Raw genomic sequence first — 20,636 nt, forward strand, 5'->3', positions numbered from 1 at the left:
TACGGAGTTGCATGTACTGAGTCAATAACGAAAAACAAAAAAAACACAATATTTACAAGGTAAAAGGTCTAACTGCTCGTTTTATCGCCACAGCGTTTATTTTTTAACTTCACTTTCATCTATTTCTAATGGTTTTAGCTGATCTAAAGAAAGCGTGTTGAGTGATAAGTCACCCTCTGAGAGTAATTTCTTCTGTTTTCTTTTTAGTACAAAAAGGACGACTGCAATACTAATCGCGATTAACAGGATCAGGGCTAATACTATTATCCATAAATATTGAAAACTGCTACTTGTTTTTTCCTCTTGAATGTTTTGCTCTAGGGTGTCATCCGATATTGTCTCTGCTGTTGAGCTTGAGGTAACAACAGGTGTTGTTACTTCTTCTATAACAGGCTCTGGTTTAGCGAGCTCAAAATTATATTCAGGTAAGGAAAAGTTAACTTCTCGGCCATCAATCGTGTTGGCAAAAACCCTTCCTGAAAAGGTATATGAGGTATGCGGGAGCGGGATTTTTAACGAAAGTGTGTCATGAGCGATTGTTTCATCTGAAAAATGCACTAAAAGCTGCTCGCGTGTATTTAAGGTCGTGTTATTGATAATTCCTTCGACAATCACAGATTTAGGGTCAATCTCTGATGAATCGACTTTAAAAATAAAATTCGCATCATCACTTTTTTGATCAAGTTGCTCAACATGATAGGTCACTGGTTGCGGGAAAACGACTACATCGGCATTATAACCTCGAGTAAATATATTATTTTTAGTTTTAACATTTAGTAAGTAACGGCCCGGTGCTAAATCCATGAAAATATGTGTTGTTAGCTCCCCATCAAATGGCAGTGAGTCATAATACTCTCCATTATCTTGATAAAGGGATATTAAGTCCTGCTGATCATTTACTAGGGAAACTGTAAGTCGAGCGCTGCGCAAAAAGTCTTTTTCTGTCATGACCTTGCCTTCATTCATTAAGGAAGCATAGGTCGTCAGATACTCTTTTTGATAGACTTTTAGCGGTAATTTTTTAACATTTAAGGTTACTGGGCTTAATAATTGGATGCGGTTATCGCCATGTAACGTGGCTATCGCCTGCCAAGGTCCCGGTGTAGGGTTCTGAATGGTGATAATATCTTGGTTACGATTATTAACCCAAGCGACTTGGCTTTCTGGGTGGCGTTGAGAAAACCACTTACTGCCATCAGGTTTCACCAGTACGACCTTTTGAGGGTGTGCAGGATGATTTAATATAATAGTAACTTGTTCTGTTTTAGGATCTATTCTAAAACGGTTGTCTAATAATGATATGTCGTTAGGCGCATAAATAGTATGTGTCATTGCATTGAACGATGACAGCGCTAAGCATATAAAGACTATCCATTTACTATTGATTATCGCCATAAACAATTCCCTGATTTAGCTACTAAGTCTAATCGAGACTCATGCGCTGTTAACTCTTCTTGGTTCGCATGAATAACAGGTAGTGGTGATCGATGTTGGCGCATCCGGCGACCTGTATCATGACTACCTGATTCGTTATTCGCTAAATTAAGATCTTTTTGGCCACCTGACATTAACAGGTAAACATCCGCTAAGATCTCTGCATCTAATAATGCTCCGTGTAATACACGATGCTTGTTATCGATACCATAACGGTCACATAAAACATCTAAGTTGTTTCGCTTTCCAGGAAACATTTTCTTAGCCATCTCTAATGTATCGGTAATCGTTGATATTTCTGCAGTGGGTTGTGTCTTTTTATTTAAAAAACGAAACTCTTGATCCATAAAGCCAACATCGAAGGGAGCATTATGAATAACTAAGTCTGCCCCTTTGATAAAATCGATAAACTCATCTGCTATGTCTGCAAATCGTGGCTTATCATATAAAAATTCATCAGTGATGCCGTGTACTGCCATTGCCTCAGGATCAATTAACATATCAGGTTGTATATAAACATGATAATGCCGACCTGTTAAACGACGATTAATTACTTCAACACAGCCGATTTCAATAATGCGATGACCAACGTATATTTGGCCATCTTTGTTCATACCAGTGGTTTCAGTATCTAATACAACTTGTCGGGTGAGTTTACTTGTGTTCATAGCCATCTCTATTTATAGTTGTTGCGCAGTTTGCTCTGCATAACTCGCTAAGTATTATTGTACTAGTCTAACAAATTTATGTGATGGTAATAATGAAAAAAATCCAACTTTATACAGATGGTTCATGTCTTGGCAATCCTGGCCCAGGTGGTTACGGCGCTATTTTGATTTTTAATGAGCATCGCAAAGAGTTGTCTGAAGGTTATGCGAGAACTACCAATAACCGAATGGAGATGCTTGCTTGTGTAAAAGGACTAGAAAGTTTAACTGAAAAGTGCGAAGTTGATGTTACTACTGATAGCCAATACGTGCGTCAAGGGATCACACAATGGATCCACAATTGGAAAAAACGAGGCTGGAAAACAGCAGCTAAAGCGCCAGTTAAAAATGTTGACCTGTGGAAAGCATTAGATGCAGCTCAAGAAAAACACACGGTACATTGGCATTGGGTAAAAGGTCACTCTGGACATCCTGAAAATGAACGTTGTGATGATTTAGCTCGAGAAGCGGCGGAAGCAAACCCTATTCAAGTGGATCAAGGGTTTGACGGTTAAGACGATGTTTTCGAATGTGACTGTTTAGTGGCGACAGGACGGTTATTGATAATTGCTTTGTTAAATTTAAACCCTGTTTTTATGCGCGTCATAGGCGTGCACTGCTTTTTTGCTACAATAAAATAGATGCTACAAAAGGTTGATAGGTATTGTCGGCCTATTTTTTCTATCAATGATAAAATCGCATTTTTAGGTTGTGGAGAAATATAATCAAAGTGTTTTTTTTGTTTTATTTCAAAGCCTAGTAAATGCAACCAATCTATCACTCGGTTAGGTGCAAACAGGCGGGCAGTATGTTCGCTTTTTGAAGAAAGTAATGATCGGCAACCAAATAAGCTGTATGGATTAAAACCACTAATAATTAATATGCCATCTAGCGTTAAGACTCTATCTATCTCTCTTAACAACTGGTGTGGGTCGCTAGAAAAGTCGAGCTCATGGACTAAAATACACAGGTCTATAGTCGCATCTTGAAAAGGTAAGTGGTGCAAGTCACTTCTTAAGCCGATATCCTGACCATCTTGCGCACAATTAATTTGATGGAGAATAGGGCATTTATTGGTCTTCAATTGTGTGCTTAAATGGCCTAGCTTTAATAGATGATAGCCAAAGCTATGTGAAATAGCCTCATCTATCAAATGTTGTGTTTGTGCGTGTAAGTAACGCCCATTATTTAATTGTAACCAATCTGTTATGGGTGCTAAATTACGTGACGTTTTTGCTATTTTCATCTATTTTCACCCCCTAAACTGAAAGTTGAGACAAATTATGTTTACTGTATTAACTATACCTGCTTTTGATGACAACTATATTTGGCTTATTAAAGATAGTCAAAGCCAACGCTGTGTTGTTGTTGATCCCGGTGAAGCAGAGCCCGTATTAGCAATATTAGCGGCGCAGGATCTTTTTATTGAAGCAATTCTGATCACTCATCACCATCATGATCACACTGGTGGTGTCGCAGCATTAATAGCAGATAACCCTGGTATCAAAGTATTTAGCAAAGCGCCACTTTTTGAGGGAGCTACATTAGTTGACGACAATGACCAAGTTTCATTATTAGACGGCCGCTTAACCTTAAAAGTATGCCAAGTAGCAGGCCATACATTAGATCATATTGCCTACTTCAATGAACAAGTTCTATTTTGTGGAGATACTCTATTTTCAGGTGGTTGTGGGCGTGTTTTTGAAGGGACACATCAACAGATGTATCAAGCCTTATCGCGATTAAGCTCATTAAATGATAATACTAAAGTTTATTGTGCCCATGAATATACACAAAACAACCTAATTTTTGCGTTAGCTGTTGATCCAAATAACCAAGATTTATTAGGTTATATTAAGCAAGTTAGTAAATTACGCCAACAAGGGGTACCTACCATTCCAACGACGATTGCAAAGGAAAAACTTATAAATCCTTTTTTACGTTGTGAAGATCCTGCATTGTTAGCGAATGTGCAGAATATATTAGCCCAGCCGATAACTGCTGGAGAGGGATTATTCAAGGCTTTGCGTACTCACAAAGATCATTTTTGATTCAATAGAGAAAAGCACATAGAATACACGGCCTACTTTTTTGAAAATGGCTCAACAATGAAATTGTTTTTCTCTATATTTTTTACTTTTCTCCTGAGTGCTTGTCAAAGCACTTCATTACAAACAACTGCCCCTGTTGAGTTATCTAGCGAAGAAGTTTTAGATAACACTCAGATAGTAAGCAATAGCGGAGTGGTGAAACACGCTAATGTCACTAAAAGTGTCGAAGTAGAGGTTCCTTTTGCTGAAAGACACTATGATAACCTTTGGCTAAAATTAGCAGAAGGTTTTGAATTTGAAGTGCCTGATAACCCTCGCATTGCTGCACAGCGTGATTACTACTTAAAACATCCTGCATACCTTCAGCGTGTATCAAAACGTGCTGAGCCTTTTCTGTGGTTGATCGTCGAGCAAATTGAAAATAACAACCTACCACTTGAAATTGCTTTATTACCTATTGTGGAAAGTGCCTTTGACCCCTTTGCTTATTCACCTGCTGGCGCATCAGGGTTATGGCAGTTTATGCCAACTTCAGGACAACGTTTTGGTTTACAACAAGATTGGTGGTACGACGGGCGAAGAGATGTTTATGCATCAACTCGTAGTGCTTTAAATTATATGCAAGTGCTACACAATTACTTAGGGAAGGATTGGTTATATGCCTTTGCTGCTTATAATTCTGGTGAAGGGCGAGTAGAAAGAGCCATTAGAAAAAATAAAAAAGCCGGTAAACCAACTGACTATTGGAGTCTGTCTTTACCTAAAGAAACGCAAAAATATGTACCTAAGTTCCTAGCGTTAGTGGATATTTTACGTAATCATGAAGCTTATGGTATAGAGCTACCACATATCCCTAATACTCAAGCCCTGACTTATGTCGATATCGAATCTCAGATGGATTTAGCTTACGCGGCTGAATTATCCGAACTGACGGTCTCTGAAATTCAATTATTGAACCCTGCATTTAATCATTGGGCAACTTCCCCTGAAGGACCACATCGTTTGTTACTACCGACAGCGATCGCGGAGCAATTCTCAAACAAGCTAGCTAAAATAGATAAAAGCCAACGCATTCGTTGGGATCGTTACCTAGTGAGATCGGGGGATAGCTTGAGTGTCATTGCTCAAAGAAAACAAACAACAACACGTGTTTTAAAACAGATTAATGATTTAGATAGTTCATTTATTAAAGTTGGCCAAGCGTTATTAATACCGATTGCAACTAAAGAGCAGCAGCAGAATTTATCTTTACAAGCAGAACAGTATGAAAAAATAGCTGCAACAAGTGCGACAACCAATAAAAAGGTAATACATAAAGTAGTAGAGGGCGATACGCTTTGGGATATTAGTAAAGAGTATAAAGTAACCTCTATGCAAATTGCTAAGTGGAATGGTTTTAACGTTAAAAAAACATTACGTTTAGGAGAGAAGTTAACGATTTGGAAAGCTGTGCCGACTTTAGCTATTACGCAAGATAAGAATATTACCAGAAAAGTCACTTATCATGTGCGCTCGGGAGATTCTTTAGGTGGTATAGCACAGAAATTTAAAGTGAAAACAGCAGACTTAATTCGTTGGAATAAAATTAAAAATAGTAAGTACATTAAGATAGGTCAGCAGCTTCAAGTATATGTTGATGTTACTAAGTCTAATACTTAAAACCGGCTTTATATTATTATGAATAGTCAGTTCAAGCTAAGAGTTGTGCTTTACTCTGCATGGCACTTAGCGTGAATAACTCTAGTTTTATTAATGCTAAATATATTATTTCTAGATATATGAATAACCAGAAATAATAGTGGTACAGAAAAATTTAAGTCATGTTCGTCTATTAGGTTTTGTTTAGGCTATCTACGCTTTCAGAGACATTATGAGCAGCCAATTGAATGTCACTCATTGCCTGTTCAATATGTTGAACTTGCTGTCTCCCTTTCTCTGCAAGTTCAGATACTGCATTGATAGCTTGTTGCACATTTTGTGTTACTTCTTGGTTATTTGTGACTACATCTGATATCTCTTTGGTTGACTCTGTTGTACATGAAGCTAACTGCCTTACTTCATCTGCTACCACGGGAAAACCTCGACCTTGTTCACCTGCTCTAGCAGCTTCTATAGCTGCATTTAATGCTAATAAGTTGGTTTGGTCTGCGAGCATCGATGCGTTTTTAACTAAAGCTTCACGTTCGGCATTATGTGTAATGCTACTAGCGAATTTAATTACTTTATTACTTTGATCTACGCTTAGGTTATAGGTGGCTTGAAGCCACAAATCATTGCTATTTTCACCTTTTCTGAGGAACTGCCCAGTTTTAAATTAATGTCGCTGTAAGCCTTCCCAAAATGTAGGGTTCTCTTGATAAAAAGTACCATCACAAAATATTTTATGATGCTGGCTTTGGATGCTAGGAAGTGGGTATTGTACGGCACTTAAACTTTTTCATTGGCTAAGTGTTAAAACAATGGGCTATTAATGGAAATGTATACTAGTGCCTTACAAGCGTATTGAGGTGCATTTCATATTATTCATGTGCTTTTAAATGTGCAGAGTTTAGCTTTAATGTATTTATTTGATTGAATAGTATAGTTTTTGATTAGCTATTTGTTCGTTAAATAAACTATTTTATTCGTATATTTGTATCACTTTAAAATAATCACTAGCCAGTTTGGTAAGCGTCTTTGACTACTCCATATTAGATAATTCAAACTTTATAGCGGTAGTGTGTACTATCAAACGTTGCATTTTTTTTATCTTGGAAGCTATAATTGATTTTGTTTAATAATCTCATACTTTTTTTTGATGTAATTGTTTGAATTTATTGTGAGTATGGATGCATAGAAGAGAAGTCATAAATGGAATTTAGTCTCAGTTTACTAGAAGGGAACTGGTTAAAAAGCTGTGTGGAAATAGCATTAGCGATCATTATTCTTTTTAAAGTACCTATTCTACGTATTAGAATTAGTCTATTTGCTTGCGCTGTTATTTCTGTTATTTGGCATAGTTCAGTACCTGAGTCTATCTCTGCAGCGTCCTTTTCATGGAGTTTTCTATTATTAGAATCACTCCGATATTTGTCTTGGATCATCGTTTTACTTTATCTATTAATGCTCAGCAGGCAATCAAAGTTGCCTAATAGTTGGGCGTATAGTTTGTACACAGCTTTGACGATTATATTAGTCCTGTTTTTATATAATATAGATAACGAAGCGCTATTCCCTTCTCCTGTATTAGCGCTGTACCTTAAAATCCTATTAGGGTTATTTGGAGTGGTTATTTGTGAACAGTTGATTCGAGATGATCATTCTAGTCGCATGACCAAGTTAGTTGCTCTTGTTGCTTTTATTCTTTTTTCTTATGACATTATTGTTTTTTCGTTATTGTTGTTAAGCAGTGATTTACATGCTTCTTTATGGGAAACCAGAACGGTTATTAGCTCGGTTACTTCATTAATCTTAGCGTTAAGTATTATATTTTATGCGAATCAATTAAAAGAGCGCAGCCGTTTCAAGCTTTCTAATAGCGTGATTATTTTCAATACAAGCTTAACTGTGGTCGGTGGCTTTTTAATTGCGATTGCTTTACTTGCCTCTGCCTTTGATTATTTTGAAATTAGTTGGTTAAGTGCATCAAAAGTAATTTTATATGTACTCGCAGTGTTCTTGCTGATTGCCTTATCCTTGTCTGAAAAAATAAGAGATAGCTTTGTTGTGTGGACAAGTAAACATTTCTTTGCACATAAATATGATTATAAAAAACAGTGGATTCAACTTGATTCATTACTATCCAAACAGCACAAAAATCAAAACTGTTATGATATTTCGCTTAATGCATTAAAAACCATATTTCATTGTAATGCTGGTGGTATTTGGGTGAAAGGGCAGCAATTTTATACCTCTGTCGCCACACAAAACCTGAACTTCTCAGGAAGTTTTCCTATTGAGTCACACCATAGTGATTTGATACAAAAGCTAGAAGAAGAGGAATGGATTTTTCAAGCAAGCGAATACGCCAATAAATACGATGCTCAATATAACTCTTATTTACCTGAGTGGGTGCCTAATATTGAAGGGATATGGATAATACTACCTCTTAATAGTGCATCCGGTTTAATCGGTTTTGCTGTATTGTGTAAAAGTAATTTGAATGAAAAAGAAAAATTAACGTGGGAAGATCTTGATTTGCTTAAGTTAACCGGCCGCCAAATTGCCAGTTATATTAGTCAAGAGCAAGCATCTGAGAAGCTAATCCAAAATCAGCAATTTGACATGTTTAATAAAATATCTGCTTTTGCTATTCATGATATTAAAAATTTAATTGCTCAACAGGGATTAGTTGTAAAAAATGCGGAAAAATATAAACATCATCCAGAGTTTATTGATGATGTTATTGCAACTATTGCAAATTCGGTGAATAAAATGGATCAGCTCCTTAAAAAAATAAAGGGAGAAGTTGAGTCAAAAACTATTAATTTACATGAATTGCTTAAACAAGCTGTAAAGATGAATATGAACGGATTGCCAAGTCCTGTTTTTACTTCTGATTGCGATAGTGCTTTTATTAATGGGGATAATGATAAGTTATTAATGGCTATTAATCATTTAATCAAAAATGCTCAAGATGCCACGGCTGATGATGGAACGCTGACTTTACATCTACGTAGTCATGATGATCAAATTTGGATAGATATTACTGATACTGGTATTGGAATGGACCAAGCGTTTATTAAAAATGAGCTGTTTCAGCCATTTAACAGCACCAAAGAAAATGAAGGGATGGGCATTGGCGCCTTTCAAATTCGTGAAATTATCCATGGCTTAAATGGTGAATTAATTGTTGAAAGCACGCCTCAGATAGGGAGTAAATTTTCAATATATTTACCCATGCTAAGTTAATTAACAATTTTCAAAACAGTTATCATAGATGGAATGTTAAAGTGCGAGGGAGTAGCCATTAGATTAATGTTTTACTCTTAATATAATGTTTATTAGTTAAATTTTAAAAGAGAGATGGATATGAAAAATTACCTTATAGCACTGTGTTGTGCCGTGATTATTTCTGGATGTGCAAAGACAGAAGTGTTGAGTGAAGCACCTTATGCTGATCGAGTGAAGTTTTCTGAATATAAAATAGGGAACAATGATCAGTTACTAGTAAGTGTATGGAAAAATACAGAGTTATCAATCAGTGTACCAGTACGTCCTGATGGTAAAATTTCAATGCCGTTAGTCGGTGATGCACAAGCACAGGGGTTAACACCTGAAGCATTGGCGACAGAACTCGCTGATAAGCTAAGTAAATATATCCGAGCGCCTAATGTTACTGTGGTTGTACAAGCTGCAAACAGTGCGTCTTACTCAAGTCGAGTGCGCATTACTGGTGCTGTGAATGCGCCATTATCTATTCCTTATTACACCGATCTTAACGTATTAGATCTAGTGTTAGAGGCGGGTGGATTAACTGAATTTGCTAATGCAGATGAATCGATTTTATACAGAAAAACTCCCGAGGGTATTAAGCCTTACCATGTCAATGTTGAGGATATCTTATATCGTGGAATATTAGAGACCAATTACACGTTACGTCCATCTGATATTTTAATTATACCTGAGAGTGTGTTTTAACAATGGATATTACTGAGATCTTTAAGTACGCCGCAGTTGTTTGGCGTGAAATGTGTCAGCGGAAATTTAAGGTGGCTTTTGTGGTCACCTTGATTAGTTTTACGATTATGTTTGTCGGCATACTGCGACCACCAAGCTACTCTAGCTCTATTACTATTTTTGCCGATAACCAAAATATTATTAAGCCCTTATTGGGGTCTAAAGCATCGGTCACTGAGCTTAAGCAGAATCGAAGTAATCAAGTACGAGATATTATTTACTCTCCTCGTATTTTGTCTCAGGTAGTTGATAGTGTGTATGGTGAAGATGCTTTTCCAACACCGTTATCGAAAGATATTAAAATTAGCCAAGTACGTAAAAATCTGACTATCGAAGGACGTTCAGGTAACTATATTCAAGTGTCTTATAAAGACGATAGTGCAGATAAGACTTTTGAAATATTAAATAAAGTCGTTTCTGTGTTTATTGAAGATAGCGCAGATACAAAGCGTGAAGAGAGTCGAAGTGCATTCAACTTTATTGATCAACAAGCTGCTTCTTATAAATCATTGCTATTAAATGCCGAAGAAAAGCTTAAAAGTTTTCAATCGAATAATTTTGATGGCACTGAAGATGAAGTAAATAGCCGTATTGCTAGTTTACGTGCCTCTATTGAAGAGATGAATATTCAAATTCAAGAGAGTAATACACGTGTAGGTAGCCTAAGACGACAGCTCTCAAGAGAAAGTAAATATGCCGATAATAATTATGAAAGTGCTGTTTACAATAGTCAGTTAAGAGAATTAAAAAAGCAAAAAGCGGCCTTACAGGTTAACTATGAAGATAGTTATCCTGCGATTATTGATATCAATTATCAAATTAATGATTTGGAAAAAGTAATTTCTGAAATTGGCACTAAAGAGAGTGCAGAGAGTACTGTGAGTGGAGATTTTAATCCCTTATATGAAGAGTTAAGAAGCTTACTATCTGCTGCTCAAGTTGAGAATCGTACGCTAGTAAATCGATTAAAAGCCTTTAATCGGCTATTAGATGAATCTTACGAACGTCGTAAACGTATCGCTAATAATAAAGCTGAATTGTCAGAGTTAACACGTGATTACAGTGTTTTCCAGGAACAATATGAAGAGATGTTAACTAAAAAAGAAAAAGCACGAATTTCAATGGTGCTTGATATCCAAGGTCAGGGAGTGAACTACAAACTACAAGAAGCTGCAGCGTACCCAAATAAACCTATTGGTGCTCGTTTTATTCACTTTTTCATTGCCGGACCACTGGTTGCATTGTTAGTTATTATTGGTGTTTTTGTCGCTAAAATTCTAGTTGATTCAAAAATCAGGTTCTCATCAGAAATTAAAAATATCGAAGGCACTATGTTATTGGCGAGCATTCCGCATGCGACTTGCCGTTCTGAAAGTAAAACACGCCGTTTACATAATACCTTTTTATTACTTTATTATATTGTCTGTATGTCTGGTTATGTTGCCATTGCGCTTGCCTTTAAATATGGCGCCTCTTTAGACAACATTATTAGATTAGGAGCGTTTTAATATGTCTGTATCTGAAACTTCTTCGACGAATACAACAGCATTGCAAAATAATGATGCTTTGATGCCTGATTCGGTTAATACCAACCAGATAGCAGAGATGGCAGAAGCACCTTTATTATCTGCAAAAGAACTTGATCAATTAAAAATTATTTACCCTGGTTTAGACGATTACAAAACTTTGAATGCATACCGAGAGTTACGTACCAATCTATTTAATAAAATGCAGCATAATAATTTTATTTGTATGGTGACGGGCATATCTCAACAATCAGGGACAAGTCATGTCAGCATGAACTTAGCAACCAGTATTGCCTTAGACCAAGGTAAAACCGCATTAGTGATCGATTGTAATATCTATAAACCACGTATTGCTTCTTACCTCAAGGAGAAGCCGACTTTAGGTTTAACTAACTTTTTAGCAAGGGATACTGATGCGATTACGGACATTATTTATCCGTCAGGCATTCCTAGAGTTCGCGTTATCCCTGTAGGTAATAATACGATTCATGCGGCAGAGCTTTTTTCATCTAATAAAATGCAAAACTTTATTAACTCAGTTAAAAACCGTTATCCAGATCGGTTCATTATTATTGATACGCCGCCTATTGGTTTATATGCAGAAACACAGATATTAGCGTCTATTTGTGATACCGCATTATTGGTTGTTGGATATGGACAATCTAATTCATCGCAAGTCGAGGCGGGCATTGATGCACTAGGAAAAGATAAATTAGCAGGGGTCGTTCTTAATAATCAGTAATACTTATTTGAAATGTTTATGAAAAGCTTAAAGATAATAGTGTAAAGCATGACATGGGTAGCAGTAATACGTAATCCTGAATATTAAATTATTAAGCGCTACGTGTTTATTAATCTGCATAACGAAAATGAGTCATTACAAGGTTTAATATAGGCAGTGTGTGAATATGAAACTAAAAAAATGCTATCTGAGGTTGCTCGAAATGGGATGTTTGGGTTTATTACCAAGCATCGCGTTAGCAAATGATTTACCTAGCTCTGTTAGTGAGAGTTATGTGTCATTTGGGTTATCACACACACAAAGTGATAATATCACTCAATCCAACAGTAATAAGCAATCTGGCTATGAACAACAAGCAGATCTAGGGGTAGGTTATTTTAACCAAACAGCAACTAATCGCACTGCATTAGATTATTCTGCTTATTACACAACCTATAGTGAAGATAGCTTAGACAATGAAGGTGATGTCTCAGGTAGCTTAAGTATCAGCCAGCAGCTTTTTAGTAAAAACCTAACACTCAATTTAACGCACTTTAGGCGCTCTTATTTATTGGATGAAGCCGGACTTGATGTTCCTGAAAACACAGGAGACAGAGACGTCTTCACCATTAATCCTGTTTGGGTTATTCCTTACTCATCAAGAGCGGGTATAGAGCTTGATTATGATTTTACTGCAACTCGCTACACTGACGATGATGATCAAGACACTAATCGCCATGGTGTTGGAGTAACTTGGTATAATGAGTTATCAGCAAAAGCTCGTTTAGAAGTTGCAACGGATGTTAATAAAGTAGAGTATCTTTCTTCGAATTTTGATTACACACAAACTAATGTTAATGCTTCTATTGACGGTAAACTGCGTGAAGGCTTATATCTGGTGCAATTAGGTTATAGCCACCTAACTTCTGATCAAGGGGACGAAGGAGGGGCTATTTTCAAGTTATCTTATAGTTACCAATTTAGTCGACAAAGCCTTTCGTTAACTGCACAAAGAGAATTAAGCGATTCATCATTGGGCTCCGGTAATGATGTATTAGATAACAGTGATGAAAGTGCTAGTGATGATGCAGAAATTCAATGGGTAGATAGAGTTGACTTACAACATCAGTTCTTTATTACAAACCGCCTAAGTAATAGTAATACTTTGTACTATCAGCAAGAAACTGAAATTGTCAGCGATGATGTCGAACCGCGTTGGGGAGCTTCTACTTATTTTAGCTTACAAACGACTAAAAAAATGAATACGTTTTTATCAGTTGGTTATAGTGAATCAACAGTGAATACTAATTTCGATAAACAAGCGGCTAACGCGACTCTTGGCAGTAGCTATGCCTTCCGCCCTCATTTAAGTTTTTCTTTACAAGCTAATTATTATAAACAGTCTGTAGAGAACGAATCCAATAGCTATGATGAGATGCAATATACCGCGAGTGTCGAGTTTAAATATTAAGGATTGAAGATTGAAAAATAATAAAGCAGATGCATTATTAATTGTTGAAGATGATTTGGGGTTGCAAACTCAACTGAAGTGGCACTTTGCGGACTACAATGTCATTACCGCAGCTAACCAGAAAGAAGCAATTTCTGCGATACGATTGCATGAGCCAAAAGTAATGATTCAAGATCTAGGTTTACCGCCAGATGAAGATGGGGTAACGGAAGGCTTTGAGCTACTGCAACAAGCATTACATTTAAGTCCACACATGAAAATTATTGTCATGACAGGGAATGAAGGTAACGAACATGCAATGCAAGCGGTTAAATTAGGATCATATGACTTTTATGCTAAGCCTGTCGACCCTGATACCTTGGACTTAATCGTTCAACGTGCATTTCATATCTATCATCTTGAAGAGAAAAATAGGCAATTAAACAATCAACAGGAGTCGATGTTGAATGGTTTGATTGCTAGTGATACTAAGATGTTAAAAATCTGCAATATGGTGGAAAAAATAGCACCAACAGATGCCTCTTGCTTATTAATCGGTGAAAGTGGTACTGGTAAAGAGGTGATTGCGAATTCATTGCATCAATTAAGTTTACGCAAAGATAATAAAATGGTCGCGATTAACTGTGCAGCCATTCCTGAAAACCTTATCGAAAGTGAATTATTTGGTTATGAAAAAGGGGCATTTACTGGCGCAGTAAAAAGTACTGTCGGTAAAATAGAATTAGCGCATAAAGGTACACTATTTTTAGATGAAATCGGTGATATGCCACTTCATTTACAAGCTAAGTTATTGCGTTTTTTACAAGAGCGAGTGATTGAGCGTGTTGGTGGAAGGAAACAGATAGATATCGATACGCGTATTATTTGTGCAACACATAAAGACCTCGATAAATTAGTGGAGACCGGTGAGTTTAGAGAAGATCTTTATTACCGTATTGCTGAAATACAAATCGATATCCCCCCTTTAAGAGAGCGTGGCTCAGATAAGTTATTATTAGCGAAGTACCTATTAAATAAATATGTAAAAAAACAAAAACTACAAATTATCGGGTTTTCAGAGGATGCCGTTAATGGTATTGAAAATCACACTTGGCCGGGCAATGTACGCGAAATGGAAAATAAAATTAAGCGTGCAGCAATCATGTGCGATCTTAAATATATCAGTGCGTTAGATTTAGGGTTAGCGAATGAAGAAGTTGCGCCGCTAAACCTCAAAGAGATTCGACGAAATGCAGAAGTGAATGCATTAAAACAAGCATTAATTGCCTCTGATCATAATATCAGCGCAGCCGCTAAATCATTAGGCATCACAAGACCAACCTTGTATGACCTAATGAAAAAATACGATATGCAATAATTATAAAGCTAGTTCAGCTACCTTTTATAAGGGAAGAAAATGAAAAAATCATCTACCGTCATGTTTAGTTCGTTAGTATTAGCCAGTAGTTTATTTATTACTGCATGTAATGACGACTCTAACGCTGAAAATGTTGCTGAATTGGCTCAATATAGTCAACAAGGCAAAACCTATCTAGAACAAAGTCAATTCAAAGCAGCAATTAATTCCGCAAGTAATGCTGTTCTCCTTTACCCTGATCATCAAGATGGCTATGTTATCTTAGCAAAAGTTTATAATAAGCTTGGACAGTCTAATCAAGCGCTTGAGGTTCTAAACCGTTACCAGGGGCAAAAAGATGCTGATTTCTATTTATTATTATTAGAGTCTTACCAACGCACTAAGAAAGTTATTTCAGCAAATAAGCTGATTGAGCAACAATCTGAGCTATTGTCTTCAAAGGGAAATAGCTTCAAATTATTACAGGCGAAGTTGTTATTATTAGAAAATAAACCTGAGCAAGCATTATTAAGCTTTACTGAGCTACAACAGCAAGCAGGTTTTGAAAGTGATGGTTTCATCGGTGAGGCAAGGATTGCCGCGGGTAATAATGACAAAGAAGCCGCTTTAACACTGTTAGAAAAAGCGATAATGAATGAGCCTAAAAATACTGAAGCCTTAATGTTAAAAGGCTTTTTATTACTTGAGAAAGGTCAAATAGAGCAAGCTGAAAGCACACTGTCTTTTGCATTAAGTGAATTACCTTCATCGGATATATTTACGCCAGAGCGAATTAATATTCTTAAGGCGTTAACATCGATTTTAACTTCACAAGGTCGCAGCTCAGAAGCGCTATTATACTCTCGTATTTTAAGTGATGAATTCCCTACAGCCACAACGATCAATGAGTATTATGTTTCAGCGCAAGAATATTACAAAAGAAAGCAGTTAGGTGAAGCAAAAGAAGCTTTACAAAAAATATTAGAAATAGACCCTAAAAATAAAAAAGCATCTACTATGCTTGGTGTTATTTTATATACGGAAGGGGATATTAATGGCGCAGAAAAATACTTATCTGGCATGATTGATCCTGAAGTTAACACGCCTCAATTAACCCAAATCTATGCAATGACTCAACTTAAGCTTAATCAAAGCCATGACGTTTTAGATATTTTGGATGGCGTTATTGAGTATGAGGAGCGTTTAGATACATTGACCTTATATGCGATTGCCGCGATTGCTGAAAAGCAATTTGATAAAGCAGATATAGCGATTGCGCGTATCAAAAAACTATTTCCAGATTCACCTAAACTGACTTTAATAGAAAGCAGTTATTTGAATGAGAAATCTCCAGACAAAGAGCAAGAAGTACTAGACTTATTGGCCGCTGGTTTAGCTAAAAATAGCTCAGACCTTTCGTTGCAAACGGTTTATTTAAAAAAACTAATCGCAATGCAACGTTTGGAAGAAGCGGATCGTTTTATTGCTAATGAAGTCAATAAACCTGGAGAAGCAGTAGGGACTCGTTTATTAATTGCCAATTATTATTTATACAGAAATCAATATGCTTTAGCTGAGCAATCATTTAATCAGACCCTCAAAATTTCTGATAATGTTCAAGCATATTATGGGTTAGCGCAAAGTAAACAGCTACAGCAAGACTGGTCATCAGCATTTACCTATTATAATCAAATTATAGATTTGTATCCTGAGCAAATTAAAGCTTATTACGGGGCTGTTATTAGCACTCAACAGCAAAACAAAGATCCACTTAATATGGAAGAAAGCTTATCAAATAAGCATAATCCAAGTGTATTGGCACTTGTGTTAGCTGATTATCAGTTTCAGAAAAAGCAATTTTCTCAGGCTGATAAAATGATTAAGAAAGCAGTTAATCTCCCCGTAGAGCTGGTGGATAAAGGTGATACATTACAACAGCAAATCAGTAACCAAAGAATTATTGCGGCAATCCGATCTAAGGATTATACCAGTGCAAGAGAATTAACTCTGGCACAGTTGCAATTGACTCCTACAAAACCAATCTTTTTAATGAGATTAGCTGCGATTGAGACCTTATCAGGTCAATATGCAGAAGCAGATAAAGTATTGAAACAAGTAGAGGTTATTTTACCTCATAATCCCCAAGTTGTGGTATTGAAAGCTCAGTTGGCTATGACCCAAAAAGATGACACAACAGCAATACAGTTATTAACAGACGAATGGAACAAAAATAATAATGACGAAATTGCCGTTGAGCTCTATAAAATTTATCAGCAGTCCGATAAAAGTAAAGCTGAAGCATTTTTAAGTAAATGGTTAGTTGCTGCGCCTTCTAGCTTATATGCAAATTTAAACAACGGCATGTTATTACAAGCCAAGGGTGAAAACGAAGCTGCTATTCAGGCTTATGAAAAGGTCTTGAGTGTGTCGCCTAATGAACTAAGGAGCTTAAATAATGCTGCATGGTTATACTCATTAGAGAAAAATCCTAAAGCAGAAGTATTAGCTGCTAAAGCCTATGAAGTTGCACCGAATAACCCTGCTGTTTTAGATACCTATGGTTGGATTCTGTATCAGTCTGGAAAAACTGCTGAAGCTAGGCCGTTAATTAAGAAAGCGTTAACGTTACTACCCGATAATGTTGAAATTCAAAAACATTGGCAGGAAGTGTCAGAGTAAGCGTTATCTAAATAGATTAGTTGTAGCATTTAGACCAGTGTTTATTAGTTAAACACTGGTTTTTTAATTCTACCTTTTTAACCCTGTATTCTATTTGGCATTAAGTGCCTAAAGTTTTGAAAGGTTTTGCACTGAAGATGTGGGTTATTATTCAAAAACTGATCTAGTTTAGTTAATGAATAAGGGGCAAGGCTCTTAGGATGGCCCATAATATTGAAGATAGCACCAGCGTTTTGTTTATGATGTGACTTTAGTGCGGCTTCTAGCTGTCCTGCTTTAGCGCCATCAATCATTACCGGACCATAGGTCGTTTTAGTTAGCCTCTCTATATAATATTGTTTATTGGCTACCATCGCCTGGCCATTGCCAAAGCTTTTAAATTTTTTACTTGAAACCTTCTTATGGAAGGCAAGTTTCCAAAAAAATAAAGGCGATGTTTTGAAAGCACTTATAGGTATTTCTAGAAACTGCCCTTGAGTATCGGGCTTTAAAGGATCTGTCGAGAAAGTCCAATAAGGTTGTTGCGGCATATTAGTGAAATCAAAATAGCGTGTAGGATCCGATGAGTAACCTTGATTAAACAAGGTGCTGTCCAGCCAAATACCATTGTCTGATAAGGCTTTAGATAGTGTATCAAAGGGTTGTAAACACCACCCTCCTGCACGATATGCAAATATCGGTTGTAAAGTACAGGTGGTGAGCTCTGCTTTATAGCTACGTACAATCTCGTTTATTTCTGAGTCAGAGAAGTCATGTAATCGATACCTGCTGGTATCAATATGCCAGCCATCTTGGTCGTAGGTAGTATCTACCCAATGGGGGTGGATATGAAGCTGTATATCATGACCCGCTTTGGAGAGTGTTAATAATTGTTGCTTAATATCACGGTATTGTTTTGCTAATTCAGGGAAACTGTCTGCATATTCTTTTAATTTAACTAAAAAGCCAGCATCTACAAAAAGGCAAACACGACTATTATATTTATTTAATAGGGTAATCAGTTTATTGGTAGGCGTAATCATACAGTCTTCTATAGAACCTGTATTTTTTCCAAAAAAAAGCTCATAATCTAGGCTTATTAAGTAATCTGTTTTTTTCATTTTTTCCTTTCCTGTTCAATTAGTTAATACCTAATAAGGCTAGTTTTTTATCTTTTTATTGTAAAAAAATGTTATTAAATTCCGTTAAGATTTACAACACAAAAAACTACTGTTATGTTTGATAAAATAAGCCATCATAAAAGCTAAGGAGAGGCTAGGTGAAAGAAGAGTATTCCTCGTCAAGTGAACCTTTCAACCGATACCATTTAAAAGAACCTACCATTACAATGTTTGGTATTGATATACACCCATTAAAAATGTCTCAAACATTAGATGTTGTACATGAATGTATCACTTCTAGGCAATCATTACATATAGGCATGCTTAATGCGGCTAAGATTGTCAATATGCAAAAAAATCCAGCCTTAAGAGAGAGCGTTACTTCTTCTAATTTGATTTTGGCGGATGGAAGTGCAGTCGTGACAGCAAGTAAAGTTCTTAATAAAAGGTTGCCTGAACGTGTTGCAGGGATCGATTTAATGTATGGCATTATGGAACGAGGTAATAAATCAGGTTATCGAGTTTTTTGCTTAGGGGCAACAGAGGCTGTCTCAGAAGAAATTGAGCGACAAATCACTAAGCATTACCCTGGTCTTGTTATTGCAGGACGTCAAAATGGTTATTTCTCAGACGAACAACAACAGCAAGTAGCAGAAAATATTGCGCAAGCTAAGGCTGATGTTCTCTTTGTCGCAATCACTTCTCCTAAGAAAGAACAGTTTATGGCCAAGTGGGGGGAAGTAATGCGAGTACCTGTCGTGCATGGCGTTGGTGGTTCATTCGATGTGTTTGCTGGAAAAGTAAAGCGTGCGCCTTTAATTTGGCAGAAAATGGGAATGGAGTGGTTTTATCGTGTATTACAAGAACCTAAGCGTCTATGGAAACGTTATTTAATCACTAATACTTTGTTTATTTGGATGTTAATAAAAGAGCTTTTAAAGCCCGTTAAATCATAAAGAAAATAGATGACAATTAAAAAACAAAAACTAGTTTATCTTGCTGCTGCTAGCCATTCAGGCTCAACTATGACGGCTATGCTATTAGGAGCCCACCCTGACTTATGCAGTGTTGGTGAATTAAAGGCGGTAAATTTAGGCGATAAAAATAGTTATTTATGCTCTTGTAAAACGCTGGTGGGGGAGTGCGGGTTTTGGCAAGGCGTGACTCAGAAAATGGCGGATAAAGGCCATGATTTTTGTATTTCTGAGGCTGGAACAGATATTCGCACTGGCGCGACTCCTTACGTATTACGCTTATTAAAACCTTTAGTGCGTTCGCCTTTGATGGAGTTAGTTCGTGATACCTTGCTTTGTTGCTCTCCAGTTTGGCGTAAAAGTCTACCTTTGCTGCAAAAACGCAATGCTGATTATGCACGTTCAATCTCTGAGCAAGCAGGTGTGGATATTGTCGTTGACTCTTCAAAAATTGGTATTCGGTTGAAGTATTTATTAAAGAACCCTGATTTAGACGTTAAAGTAATTTGGGTTGTCCGCGATGGCCGAGGTGTTTCTTTAGCCTATAAAAACCCTTCAGAATTTGCCGATGCTAAAAATCCAAAGTTACGTGGCGGTGGTGCAGGAAAAACACAAGAGCAAGGAAGAGGAATTGAAGTTGGTGCTCATGAATGGGTGCGTTGTAATCAAGAGGCGGAAGCCGTATTAGCGACCATGCCGAAAAATAATTGGATCAGAGTACATTACGAAGATATTTGTAATAACACTGAGCAAACCCTAGATACTTTGTTTGAGTTTATCGGTGTAGACCCTGCTAAAAAACGCTTAGATTTTAAAACTGTTGAGCATCATGTCGTCGGTAACGGTATGCGCTTGGATGATTCAGAAGTCATCCAGCTAGATGATCGTTGGAAAACTTTATTGAGTGAAGGTGAGTTACAAACATATTATCAAGTCACCGGTGATTATCATCGCCATCTTGGTTATGTGGAATAAAGTA

The 20,636-nt window shown here is 36.7% G+C and carries 17 protein-coding genes; 12 read left to right on the forward strand and 5 right to left on the reverse strand.

The genetic code is table 11. The annotated features are described in order from the left end of the window. Nucleotides 1–96: 96 nt before the first annotated feature. Together OW492_RS05230 and dnaQ are read right to left on the reverse strand one after the other, a co-directional pair. Complete coding sequence (locus OW492_RS05230) at nucleotides 97–1,395, reverse strand: hypothetical protein (protein WP_290038882.1); 1,299 nt, start codon at nucleotides 1,393–1,395, stop codon at nucleotides 97–99. Continuing rightward, nucleotides 1,386–2,102: a DNA polymerase III subunit epsilon gene (gene dnaQ / locus OW492_RS05235; RefSeq protein WP_290038883.1), complete on the reverse strand. Its 717-nt coding sequence runs from the start codon at nucleotides 2,100–2,102 to the stop codon at nucleotides 1,386–1,388. The genes OW492_RS05230 and dnaQ overlap by 10 nt, the downstream gene beginning before the upstream one ends. Nucleotides 2,103–2,194: 92 nt before the next feature. On the opposite strand from dnaQ, the gene rnhA reads away from it, so the two are divergent. Then, a complete protein-coding gene (gene rnhA, locus OW492_RS05240; RefSeq protein ID WP_290038884.1) occupies nucleotides 2,195–2,656 on the forward strand; it encodes a ribonuclease HI in 462 nt (153 codons plus the stop codon). On the opposite strand, the gene OW492_RS05245 is transcribed toward rnhA, so the two are convergent. Further along, a complete protein-coding gene (locus OW492_RS05245; protein ID WP_290038885.1) occupies nucleotides 2,653–3,387 on the reverse strand; it encodes a methyltransferase domain-containing protein in 735 nt (244 codons plus the stop codon). The two genes, rnhA and OW492_RS05245, sit on opposite strands and share 4 nt — an antisense overlap. Nucleotides 3,388–3,424: 37 nt before the next feature. On the opposite strand from OW492_RS05245, the gene gloB reads away from it, so the two are divergent. Then, nucleotides 3,425–4,192, forward strand: a complete 768-nt coding sequence (gloB, locus tag OW492_RS05250) for a hydroxyacylglutathione hydrolase (protein WP_290038886.1) — start codon at nucleotides 3,425–3,427, stop codon at nucleotides 4,190–4,192. A 57-nt stretch (nucleotides 4,193–4,249) separates the two neighbouring features. Next, nucleotides 4,250–5,851, forward strand: a complete 1,602-nt coding sequence (locus tag OW492_RS05255; protein WP_290038887.1) for a LysM peptidoglycan-binding domain-containing protein — start codon at nucleotides 4,250–4,252, stop codon at nucleotides 5,849–5,851. A 172-nt stretch (nucleotides 5,852–6,023) separates the two neighbouring features. On the opposite strand, the gene OW492_RS05260 is transcribed toward OW492_RS05255, so the two are convergent. Continuing rightward, nucleotides 6,024–6,461: a methyl-accepting chemotaxis protein gene (locus OW492_RS05260; RefSeq protein WP_290038888.1), complete on the reverse strand. Its 438-nt coding sequence runs from the start codon at nucleotides 6,459–6,461 to the stop codon at nucleotides 6,024–6,026. 581 nt (nucleotides 6,462–7,042) lie between these two features. Between OW492_RS05260 and prsK the strand changes: the two genes are divergently transcribed. The 7 genes from prsK (at nucleotide 7,043) to OW492_RS05295 (ending at nucleotide 17,583) form a co-directional block, all read left to right on the forward strand. After that, nucleotides 7,043–9,082 (forward strand): XrtA/PEP-CTERM system histidine kinase PrsK, encoded by a 2,040-nt coding sequence (gene prsK / locus OW492_RS05265; RefSeq protein ID WP_290038889.1) that lies wholly within the window; start codon nucleotides 7,043–7,045, stop codon nucleotides 9,080–9,082. 120 nt (nucleotides 9,083–9,202) lie between these two features. Continuing rightward, nucleotides 9,203–9,811 (forward strand): XrtA/PEP-CTERM system exopolysaccharide export protein, encoded by a 609-nt coding sequence (locus OW492_RS05270; protein WP_290038890.1) that lies wholly within the window; start codon nucleotides 9,203–9,205, stop codon nucleotides 9,809–9,811. Nucleotides 9,812–9,813: 2 nt separating this feature from the next. Then, entirely contained in the window at nucleotides 9,814–11,358 is a 1,545-nt protein-coding gene (locus OW492_RS05275; RefSeq protein ID WP_290038891.1) for an XrtA system polysaccharide chain length determinant, read from the forward strand. Between the two features lies 1 nt (nucleotide 11,359). Beyond that, a complete protein-coding gene (locus OW492_RS05280; protein WP_290038892.1) occupies nucleotides 11,360–12,118 on the forward strand; it encodes an AAA family ATPase in 759 nt (252 codons plus the stop codon). Between the two features lie 202 nt (nucleotides 12,119–12,320). After that, a complete protein-coding gene (locus tag OW492_RS05285; RefSeq protein ID WP_290038893.1) occupies nucleotides 12,321–13,568 on the forward strand; it encodes a hypothetical protein in 1,248 nt (415 codons plus the stop codon). Nucleotides 13,569–13,578: 10 nt separating this feature from the next. Then, a complete protein-coding gene (gene prsR, locus OW492_RS05290) occupies nucleotides 13,579–14,925 on the forward strand; it encodes a PEP-CTERM-box response regulator transcription factor (RefSeq protein WP_290038894.1) in 1,347 nt (448 codons plus the stop codon). A gap of 39 nt (nucleotides 14,926–14,964) precedes the next feature. After that, entirely contained in the window at nucleotides 14,965–17,583 is a 2,619-nt protein-coding gene (locus OW492_RS05295) for a tetratricopeptide repeat protein (protein WP_290038895.1), read from the forward strand. A gap of 77 nt (nucleotides 17,584–17,660) precedes the next feature. Here the strand turns inward: OW492_RS05295 and OW492_RS05300 are convergent, their stop codons facing one another. After that, nucleotides 17,661–18,683, reverse strand: coding sequence for a hypothetical protein (locus OW492_RS05300; RefSeq protein ID WP_290038896.1), 1,023 nt, complete (start codon nucleotides 18,681–18,683; stop codon nucleotides 17,661–17,663). 158 nt (nucleotides 18,684–18,841) lie between these two features. Here OW492_RS05300 and OW492_RS05305 point away from each other — a divergent pair, with 158 nt between their 5' ends. Then, nucleotides 18,842–19,639, forward strand: coding sequence for a WecB/TagA/CpsF family glycosyltransferase (locus OW492_RS05305; protein ID WP_290038897.1), 798 nt, complete (start codon nucleotides 18,842–18,844; stop codon nucleotides 19,637–19,639). Nucleotides 19,640–19,648: 9 nt separating this feature from the next. After that, nucleotides 19,649–20,632 carry a sulfotransferase gene (locus OW492_RS05310; RefSeq protein WP_290038898.1) on the forward strand — a complete coding sequence of 328 codons (984 nt, stop codon included), beginning with the start codon at nucleotides 19,649–19,651 and terminating at the stop codon, nucleotides 20,630–20,632. Nucleotides 20,633–20,636 lie beyond the last annotated feature (4 nt).

Origin of the sequence: Psychromonas sp. 14N.309.X.WAT.B.A12 (genome assembly GCF_030397575.1) — a bacterium.
GTDB lineage: Bacteria > Pseudomonadota > Gammaproteobacteria > Enterobacterales > Psychromonadaceae > Psychromonas.

Excerpts from the sequence above, each read along its gene's own strand:
- OW492_RS05245 (WP_290038885.1), bottom strand. The coding sequence starts at position 3,387 with ATGAAAATAGCAAAAACGTCACGTAATTTAGCACCCATAACAGATTGG.
- gloB (WP_290038886.1), top strand. The coding sequence starts at position 3,425 with ATGTTTACTGTATTAACTATACCTGCTTTTGATGACAACTATATTTGG.
- OW492_RS05310 (WP_290038898.1), top strand. The coding sequence starts at position 19,649 with ATGACAATTAAAAAACAAAAACTAGTTTATCTTGCTGCTGCTAGCCAT.
- OW492_RS05280 (WP_290038892.1), top strand. The coding sequence starts at position 11,360 with ATGTCTGTATCTGAAACTTCTTCGACGAATACAACAGCATTGCAAAAT.
- rnhA (WP_290038884.1), top strand. The coding sequence starts at position 2,195 with ATGAAAAAAATCCAACTTTATACAGATGGTTCATGTCTTGGCAATCCT.
- OW492_RS05285 (WP_290038893.1), top strand. The coding sequence starts at position 12,321 with ATGGGATGTTTGGGTTTATTACCAAGCATCGCGTTAGCAAATGATTTA.
- OW492_RS05295 (WP_290038895.1), top strand. The coding sequence starts at position 14,965 with ATGAAAAAATCATCTACCGTCATGTTTAGTTCGTTAGTATTAGCCAGT.
- OW492_RS05230 (WP_290038882.1), bottom strand. The coding sequence starts at position 1,395 with ATGGCGATAATCAATAGTAAATGGATAGTCTTTATATGCTTAGCGCTG.
- OW492_RS05275 (WP_290038891.1), top strand. The coding sequence starts at position 9,814 with ATGGATATTACTGAGATCTTTAAGTACGCCGCAGTTGTTTGGCGTGAA.
- OW492_RS05270 (WP_290038890.1), top strand. The coding sequence starts at position 9,203 with ATGAAAAATTACCTTATAGCACTGTGTTGTGCCGTGATTATTTCTGGA.
- dnaQ (WP_290038883.1), bottom strand. The coding sequence starts at position 2,102 with ATGAACACAAGTAAACTCACCCGACAAGTTGTATTAGATACTGAAACC.
- prsK (WP_290038889.1), top strand. The coding sequence starts at position 7,043 with ATGGAATTTAGTCTCAGTTTACTAGAAGGGAACTGGTTAAAAAGCTGT.
- OW492_RS05300 (WP_290038896.1), bottom strand. The coding sequence starts at position 18,683 with ATGAAAAAAACAGATTACTTAATAAGCCTAGATTATGAGCTTTTTTTT.
- OW492_RS05255 (WP_290038887.1), top strand. The coding sequence starts at position 4,250 with ATGAAATTGTTTTTCTCTATATTTTTTACTTTTCTCCTGAGTGCTTGT.